At 62.9% G+C, this 539-nt stretch carries 1 protein-coding gene; it reads left to right on the top strand.

Going from position 1 to position 539, the window contains the following annotated elements; all coding sequences use genetic code 11:
• Window positions 1-539, top strand: a 539-nt coding sequence (locus AC3WJD_RS22125; RefSeq protein WP_492749025.1) for a hypothetical protein, incomplete at both ends; no start/stop codon positions are given.

Genomic DNA, 539 nt, shown 5'->3' with positions numbered 1-539 from the left:
TCGCTGAACGGCGATCCGATCCGCATGTCGGGGACCAACAACCAGATCCTCGACCATGTCTCGACGATGTTCGGCACCGATGAGAGCCTCGACATGGGCTGCACCAACTGCACCGTGCAATGGTCGATCATCGGCCCCAATCTGTGCCGCAATGCGGGGCATACCTCGTCGCTGCACTGCAAGACCTTCTTCCTCAAGCCCGCCGCCAACATCACGATCGCGCACAACCTCTCGCAGCATGGCGAGCAGCGCGGGATCAACATCGCGGTGGGCACCGCGCCCGCGGCGCCGGGCACGGTCGGTCAGGCCGACATCATCAGCAACGTCTTCTACAATTTCGTCTCCGAGACGGGGCTGGTCTCCAACCAGTTCGGCAGCGTCTATGCCAATTATGTCGGCAATGTCGCGCTGCGCGGACCGCGCTACAATGCCAGCGACGGCAACTACCTGATGGGGCTCTATACCCCGAGCGGCGCGCTCAACTACGGCTTCAACATCTATGCCAGGGACAATGTCACGCCGCGCACGCGCGTCGCGGG

This window comes from Sphingobium sp. FW306-1B-F04DB (assembly GCF_058781925.1).
This window is presented reverse-complemented; position numbering and strand designations above follow the sequence as displayed.